Consider the following 6,825-nt stretch of genomic DNA (forward strand, 5'->3'; position numbering starts at 1 on the left):
GCCGCCGCGCCCGGGCGGCGGACCTCAGTGGTGCGGCCATGTGCCGCATCCTCCCCGCACGGGACGCGGAGCGCATGCGCGCCGTGGCGGGCGGTAAGTGCCGGAAGCCGCACGTCATCACCCGAACGGTCGCCCGAGGATCGGCCGTCACCGGCATCGGAACGCCGACTCGGGGGTACTCGGCAGGCGCCGACTGCGGTTCCGGTTGGACACTGGAGTGCGGCCGGTGTGTGCCGGTGGACTAGACCAGGACGCGACTGCCATGAACAGCGAGACGAAACCCAGGGGCACGACGAGTGTCGTGTCCACCCGATCCGTGTGCGGAGCACCCTGCTGGGTGAGCCTCACCAGCCGGGACCTGCCGGCCACGGAGGACTTCTACGAGGCCGTGCTGGGCTGGACGTGGCGCACGGCGAAGCTCGGCGACCACTTCCGGATCGCGCTGGCGGACGGTGTGCCGGTCGCGGGGATCGCCGGAGTGGCGACCCTGTGGCAGATGGCGGTCGCCTGGACGCCCTACTTCGCGGTGTCCGACGCGGACGCCGCCGCCTCACGGGCCCGTGAGCGCGGCGGCACCGTCGCGGTCGGCCCGCTGTCCTTCCCGCCGGGCCGGGCGGCCCTGCTGGCCGACCGCCACGGGGCGACGTTCGGGATCTGGGAGGGGGAACTCTTCACGGACTGGGAGGTCTGGCACCGGGCCGCGCCCGCCTTCGTCCGCCTCCACACCCGGGACGCCTTCGACGCGGCCATCTTCTACGGAGAGGTCCTGGAGTGGGCCTCCGGGAAACCGGGCTGCTGCGAGGTCCGCTACGAGGCCAACGAGGTCGTCCTGCGCAGCCAGGGCGACGTCGTCGCCCGGATCACCTCCGGGGCGCTGGAGGCGGCGCCCGATCCCACGATCCGGCCGCACTGGCAGATCCACTTCTCGGTCTCCGACGTGGCCGCCTGCGTCGAGGCCGCCCAGCACCACGGCGGCACCGTCCTCACCCAGGGCCCGCACGAGGCGGTGCTGCGCGATCCGGACGGCGCCCAGTTCACGATCACCTCAGACCGCGAGCCCTGACCGGCCCGGCGGCCCGGCGACGGGCCGCCGTCCGGACGAGTACAGGGACTGCTCGTCCCCCAGTGGCTGGTCGGCGACATGTCCCCGCCACAGCACGAGACCGTGCCGCCGCTCCCAATGGGCGGCGTACGCCCCTTTGACGACCCGGTCCGGCACGTACAGCAGCGGCGCGAAGGCGACCAGGGGCTCCCACACCAGGGCGAGTACCAGGCAGACGACCATCAGGTAGGCGACGAAGCCCGGGGTGAAGCTGCGGCGCAGGGACTCTCGCGGTGTGGGCAGCACCGCGTCGGGATCCGCCAGGGGGAGCGCTGTCTCGAAGTCGCGCTTCTCGGTTCCCCGTCGGCCGACGGTGCAGGACAGCAGCCCGATCAGCGCGAGGAACACCGCCAGGGCCGCGCTCACCTGCCAGAAGTCCTCCGGCGGCGTGGGCACGCCCCGGACGGCGAACACCACCGGCACGGTCACCGCCAAGGCGGCGGCCGCCTCGGCGACCGTGATCAGCTGGTGGTGGACATATCTGACCACTGCCCTCTCCCCTCGGCCCCCGCCTCCCCCGGGTCGGGCGCCACCGCCCACTATGCGCGCGCCGTCGGCCTCGCAGAAAGCCCTCCGGCGGTGTTCTCATCCTGTCGGCCGACGTTCAGCCACCGTTCACGTGGTCCTGGAGGGCCGGGAGAGGACCAGCAGGCCGCGGGCGGCGACCAGGATCTCGGTGCCCGCCTTGTGCTCCGTCTCGTCGGGCGTGCCGTCCGGCTCGGCTGCGGTGTCGACGCGGGTGGTCCAGCGCTCCCCGTAGGCGGTGCCGGGCAGGCGGAAGGCGACAGGCTCCCAGTGGCCGTTCAGCAGCAGGAGGAAGGAGTCGTCGACGACGGGCCTGCCGTACGGGTCGGGTTCGGCGATGGCGTCGCCGTTGAGGAACACGGCGACGGAGTGGACGTCGGGGCGCGCCCAGTCCTCGTCGGTCATGTCGTGGGCGTCCGGGGTCAGCCACACCAGGTCGGGCAGCGGCTGGTCCGGGCGGGTGGCGGTGGAGCCCCGGAAGTACCGGCGTCGGCGCAGCACCGGGTGGGCGGCGCGCAGGGCGATCAGCCGCCGGGTGAAGTCGAACAGCGCGCGCTGCTCGTCGTCGAGCCGCCAGTCGACCCAGGAGACCTCGTTGTCCTGGCAGTAGGCGTTGTTGTTGCCCCCCTGGGTGCGGCCCAGCTCGTCGCCGTGGCACAGCATGGGGATGCCCTGGGAGAGCAGCAGGGTGGACAGCAGGTTGCGCTGCTGGCGGGCGCGGAGCGTGAGGACGCGTGGGTCGTCGCTGGCGCCCTCGGCGCCGCAGTTCCACGAGCGGTTGACGCTCTCGCCGTCCCGGTTGCCCTCGCCGTTGGCCTCGTTGTGCTTGTCGTTGTACGAGACGAGGTCGCGCAGGGTGAAACCGTCGTGCGCGGTGACGAAGTTGACGCTGGCGCGCGGCCGGCGGCGGCTGTGCTCGTACAGGTCGGCGGAGCCGGTCAGCCGGGAGGCGAACTCTCCGAGCATGCCGGGCCGGCCGCGCCAGAAGTCCCTCACGGCGTCCCGGTACTTGCCGTTCCACTCGGACCACAGCGGTGGGAAGTTGCCCACCTGGTAGCCGCCCTCGCCGACGTCCCACGGTTCGGCGATCAGTTTGACGCGGCTGATCACCGGGTCCTGCTGGATGAGGTCGAAGAACGCCGAGAGCCGGTCCACCTCGTGGAACTGGCGGGCCAGCGTGGCCGCGAGGTCGAAGCGGAAGCCGTCCACGTGCATCTCGGTGACCCAGTACCGCAGCGAGTCCATGATCAGTTGGAGCACGTAGGGATGCCGCATCAGCAGGCTGTTGCCGGTGCCGGTGGTGTCGTAGTAGTGCTCCCAGTCGCCGTCCACCAGCCGGTAGTACGAGGCGTTGTCGATGCCCCGGAAGGACAGGGTGGGGCCCTTCTCGTTGCCCTCGGCGGTGTGGTTGTAGACCACGTCGAGGATCACTTCGAGGCCGGCGGCGTGCAGCGCCTTCACCATCGACTTGAACTCGGTGACCTGCTGGCCGCGGGTGCCGTGGGCGGCGTAGTCGTTGTGCGGCGCGAAGAAGCCGATGGTGTTGTAGCCCCAGTAGTTGGCGAGGCCCCGGTCCTGGAGCACGCCGTCCTGCGCGAACTGGTGCACCGGCATCAGCTCGATCGCCGTGACGCCCAGCTCGGTGAGGTGCTCGATGATCGCGGGGTGCGCCAACCCGGCGTAGGTGCCGCGCAGTTCGGCGGGGATGTCGGGGTGGGTGCGGGTGAGGCCCCGGACGTGGGCCTCGTAGATCACGGTGTCGGCGTACGGCCGTCGGGGCCGGCGGTCCTCGCCCCAGTCGAAGTAGGGGTCGGTGACCACGCCGAGCATGGTGTGCCCGGCGCTGTCGTCGGTGCGGTCGTACAGCGAGGGGTGGTTGTCCACCTGCCCGTCGACGGCGCGGGTGTACGGGTCGAGCAGCAGCTTCGCGGGGTTGCAGCGGTGTCCTGCGGCCGGGTCCCAGGGGCCGTGCACGCGGTAGCCGTAGCGCTGTCCCGGTCCGAGGCCGGGGACGTGGCCGTGCCAGACGAAGCCGTCGACCTCGGTGAGCGGGACCGTGCGGGAGTCGCCGTCGTCGTCCACGAGGACGAGGTCGACTCCCTCGGCGACCTCGCTGAACAGCGCGAAGTTGGTGCCGGTGCCGTCGTAGGACGCGCCGAGCGGGTAGGGCTGCCCGCTCCACACGGTTACGGGCTTGAGCGACGGCGGCCGCGCGGGCGGCGCCTTGTCCACCCGCGCGTCGTCCTTGCCGGCCGGCCGCGCGGACCCGCTCCCGCCGGATCGCGCACGCCCGTTCCGCTTCCCCCGCCCCGTCACCGCGCGGCGTCGCAGGTGCTCGACACGGTCGGCACCGGGCTCGCGAGCCGGTCCGCGCTCGCGGCGGCCGCGGCGGTGTCCGGCACGCCGGCCGGGGTGTCGCCCTGCGGGCCGGCGAGCGCGACCACCCGGACCTCGCGCGGTACTTGGAGGACCTCGCGCAGCGTCGGCGAGGGGGCCGTGGGAACGAGGGGGACGCTTTCGTCGACGGGGGCGCGCTGGGTGAACCAGATGACCGTGCTGCCGGTGTCGGTGGCACAGCAGCCCCAGCCGTCGCTGAGCGCGGCGATGCGGGTCAGGCAGGGGCGCAGCTCGCGGTCGGGACGCAGCTCGCGGTCGTTCTCCGCGATGGCGGCGATGAGGTGCTGCCCGTTCCACCACATCTCGACCGAGGTGTTCTTGTCCGACGCGTGCTCGTCGATCGCGTGCAGCAGCAGTTCGGCGCTGTGGCAGACGGGTTCGACGAGGGTCTCCAGGTCCCAGAACCGGAGGTGGGCGGCCAGGATGCGCCTGACCCGTCCGACCCGTTCCGGACTGACTTCCACGTCGAGGTGGTAGTAGCGAGGCACTGCGGTCTTCATCGTCGTTGGCTCCTCACCGGCGAAGCTCCCGCCCCGCTCCGTCCCTCCTGGAACGAGCCCCGGAACGGTCCGCGGGACGCATTCGGGACACGGAGCGTGAGCACCGATCACTTCTGAGTCAGCTCCCAGCGTGGGGTGGCTACGCCATTCGTGCAACACGAGCGACGGAAGAGGTGGTTGAAGCGCCAACAAGACGCACGGTGGCCGCCCGTGCACCATGAGTGAAGGCACCGGCTCCTCATGCGTCGGTGCTCCTCAGTGCACGGCCTCCCACGGGAAGCGTGCTCCACCGAGAGTGCCGGGAGGTGATCAGCACATGCTGCTGCCCGCCAAGAACGAGGTGGCCAGACAACTGCGGCGCTACCGCATGTGGGAACGCGTGATGCTCGCGGCTCCCGCGGACAGGGCCGCCCGGGACCATTTCGAGGACTCGGGCTACACGCTGTGCGTGCTGATGGGAAAGCGCTGCGCCCGGGAGGCCGTGGCCGCGGCCGAGCGCTATCTCCAGACGACTCTGCCCGCGTACCTCCAGGAGCAGACCGGTCAGACCCGCAAGAGCCGTGCGGTGCCCCACGGCCCACCGTCCGAGCGGCGTTCCGCCGCCGGGTGGTAGGGCAGTCGGCACCCGTTCGGCGCATTTCCCATCCCGAGTTCGGCGGAGGTGAGACCCATGAGCCAGACCCCGGCCATCGGCCGTATCCCCATCAGGGACGTCCGCCCGCTCGTCGAGTGCGGCAGGCGTCCCGCGAAAGCGGTGGTGGGAGAGACCTTCGAGGTCACCGCGACGCTCTTCCGGGAAGGGCATGGCGTCATCGCGGCCAATGTGGTCCTGAAGGACCCTGAGGGCCGCCCCGCGCCGTGGACGCCGATGCGGGAACTCGGGTCCGGGACCGACCGGTGGGCCGCCTCGGTCACCCCGACGTCGGTGGGCCGGTGGACGTACCGGGTGGAGGCCTGGGGCGACCCGGTCGCCACCTGGCGCCGGATCGCGCACATCAAGATCCCGGCGGGCATCGACGGCGGTCTCGTCCTGGAGGAGGGCGCCGAGCTGTACGAGCGTGCCGCCGCCGGGGTCCCGGAGGCGGACGCTCACGCCGTGCTGATGACCGCCGTGCGGCGGCTGCGGGACGACACGCTGCCGGTCGCGGAGCGCTTCGCGGCGGCGTCGGCGCCGGAGGTGGAGGAGGTGCTGGCCCGGCATCCGCTGCGGGAGCTGGTCACCTCCTCGGACCCGCTGCCGCTGCTGGTGGAACGCGAACGCGCCCTGTTCGGCTCCTGGTACGAGTTCTTCCCCCGCTCCGAGGGCACCGCCGAACAGCCCCACGGCACCTTCCGCACCGCCGCCCGGCGGCTGCCGGCGATCGCCGCCATGGGCTTCGACGTCGTCTACCTCCCCCCGATCCACCCCATCGGCACCACCCACCGCAAAGGACGCAACAACACCCTCTCCCCCACCCCCGACGACGTCGGCGTGCCCTGGGCAATCGGCTCCCCCGAGGGCGGCCACGACAGCGTCCACCCCGACCTGGGCACCCTGGAGGACTTCGACCACTTCGTGGCCGAGGCCCACGCCCTGGGCATGGAGGTGGCCCTGGACTTCGCCCTCCAGTGCTCCCCCGACCACCCCTGGGTCGACAAACACCCGGAGTGGTTCCACCACCGCCCCGACGGCACGATCGCCCACGCCGAGAACCCGCCGAAGAAGTACCAGGACATCTACCCCATCGCCTTCGACGCCGACATGCCCGGCCTGATCGCGGAGACCACCCGGATCCTGCGGCACTGGATGGACCACGGCGTGCGGATCTTCCGCGTCGACAACCCCCACACCAAACCGGTGGTGTTCTGGGAACAGGTCATCGCGGACATCAACCGCACCGACCCCGACGTGATCTTCCTGGCCGAGGCCTTCACCCGCCCCGCGATGATGCACACCCTCGCCGCGACCGGCTTCCAGCAGTCCTACACCTACTTCACCTGGCGCACCACCAAGCAGGAGCTGACGGAGTACGCCACCGAACTCGCCGGCGACGCCGCGAGCTACATGCGCCCCAACTTCTTCGTCAACACCCCCGACATCCTGCACGCCTTCCTCCAGAACGGCGGCCGCCCCGCCTTCGAACTCCGCGCCGTCCTCGCCGCGACCCTCTCCCCCACCTGGGGCGTCTACTCCGGCTACGAACTGTGCGAGAACACCCCCCTCAAACCCGGCAGCGAGGAATACCTCGACTCCGAGAAGTACCAACTCCGCCCCCGCGACTGGACCACCGCCGAACGCGAAGGACGCACCATCACCCCGCT

6 protein-coding genes are annotated in these 6,825 nt (G+C 71.5%); 3 read left to right on the forward strand and 3 right to left on the reverse strand.

What is annotated here, in order from left to right; all coding sequences use genetic code 11:
* Positions 1–262: 262 nt before the first annotated feature.
* Positions 263–1,063, forward strand: coding sequence for a glyoxalase/bleomycin resistance/extradiol dioxygenase family protein (locus AOK15_RS26105; protein ID WP_055520801.1), 801 nt, complete (start codon positions 263–265; stop codon positions 1,061–1,063).
* Here AOK15_RS26105 and AOK15_RS26110 read toward each other — a convergent pair.
* From AOK15_RS26110 to AOK15_RS26120, 3 genes are all read right to left on the reverse strand, one after another.
* The gene (locus AOK15_RS26110) at positions 1,046–1,591 is read right to left on the reverse strand and encodes a hypothetical protein (RefSeq protein WP_055520802.1); all 546 of its coding nucleotides are present in this window, start codon (positions 1,589–1,591) and stop codon (positions 1,046–1,048) included. The two genes, AOK15_RS26105 and AOK15_RS26110, sit on opposite strands and share 18 nt — an antisense overlap.
* Before the next feature lie 126 nt (positions 1,592–1,717).
* Positions 1,718–3,859 (reverse strand): glycogen debranching protein GlgX, encoded by a 2,142-nt coding sequence (glgX, locus tag AOK15_RS26115; protein ID WP_205632232.1) that lies wholly within the window; start codon positions 3,857–3,859, stop codon positions 1,718–1,720.
* Positions 3,860–3,939: 80 nt separating this feature from the next.
* On the reverse strand, positions 3,940–4,524 hold the full coding sequence (locus tag AOK15_RS26120) for a hypothetical protein (RefSeq protein ID WP_055520803.1): 585 nt from the start codon (positions 4,522–4,524) through the stop codon (positions 3,940–3,942).
* Positions 4,525–4,840: 316 nt separating this feature from the next.
* Here AOK15_RS26120 and AOK15_RS26125 point away from each other — a divergent pair, with 316 nt between their 5' ends.
* Both AOK15_RS26125 and AOK15_RS26130 read left to right on the forward strand, forming a co-directional pair.
* Positions 4,841–5,137 (forward strand): DUF5133 domain-containing protein, encoded by a 297-nt coding sequence (locus AOK15_RS26125; protein ID WP_055520804.1) that lies wholly within the window; start codon positions 4,841–4,843, stop codon positions 5,135–5,137.
* 57 nt (positions 5,138–5,194) lie between these two features.
* On the forward strand, positions 5,195–6,825 hold a 1,631-nt coding region (locus tag AOK15_RS26130), incomplete at its 3' end, for an alpha-1,4-glucan--maltose-1-phosphate maltosyltransferase (RefSeq protein ID WP_055520805.1).

This window comes from Streptomyces ossamyceticus (assembly GCF_001418475.1).
Taxonomy (GTDB): domain Bacteria; phylum Actinomycetota; class Actinomycetes; order Streptomycetales; family Streptomycetaceae; genus Streptomyces; species Streptomyces ossamyceticus.

Bases quoted from the DNA above. Each gene is read 5' to 3' on its own strand.
- AOK15_RS26120 (WP_055520803.1), bottom strand. From the start codon at position 4,524: ATGAAGACCGCAGTGCCTCGCTACTACCACCTCGACGTGGAAGTCAGT.
- AOK15_RS26105 (WP_055520801.1), top strand. From the start codon at position 263: ATGAACAGCGAGACGAAACCCAGGGGCACGACGAGTGTCGTGTCCACC.
- AOK15_RS26125 (WP_055520804.1), top strand. From the start codon at position 4,841: ATGCTGCTGCCCGCCAAGAACGAGGTGGCCAGACAACTGCGGCGCTAC.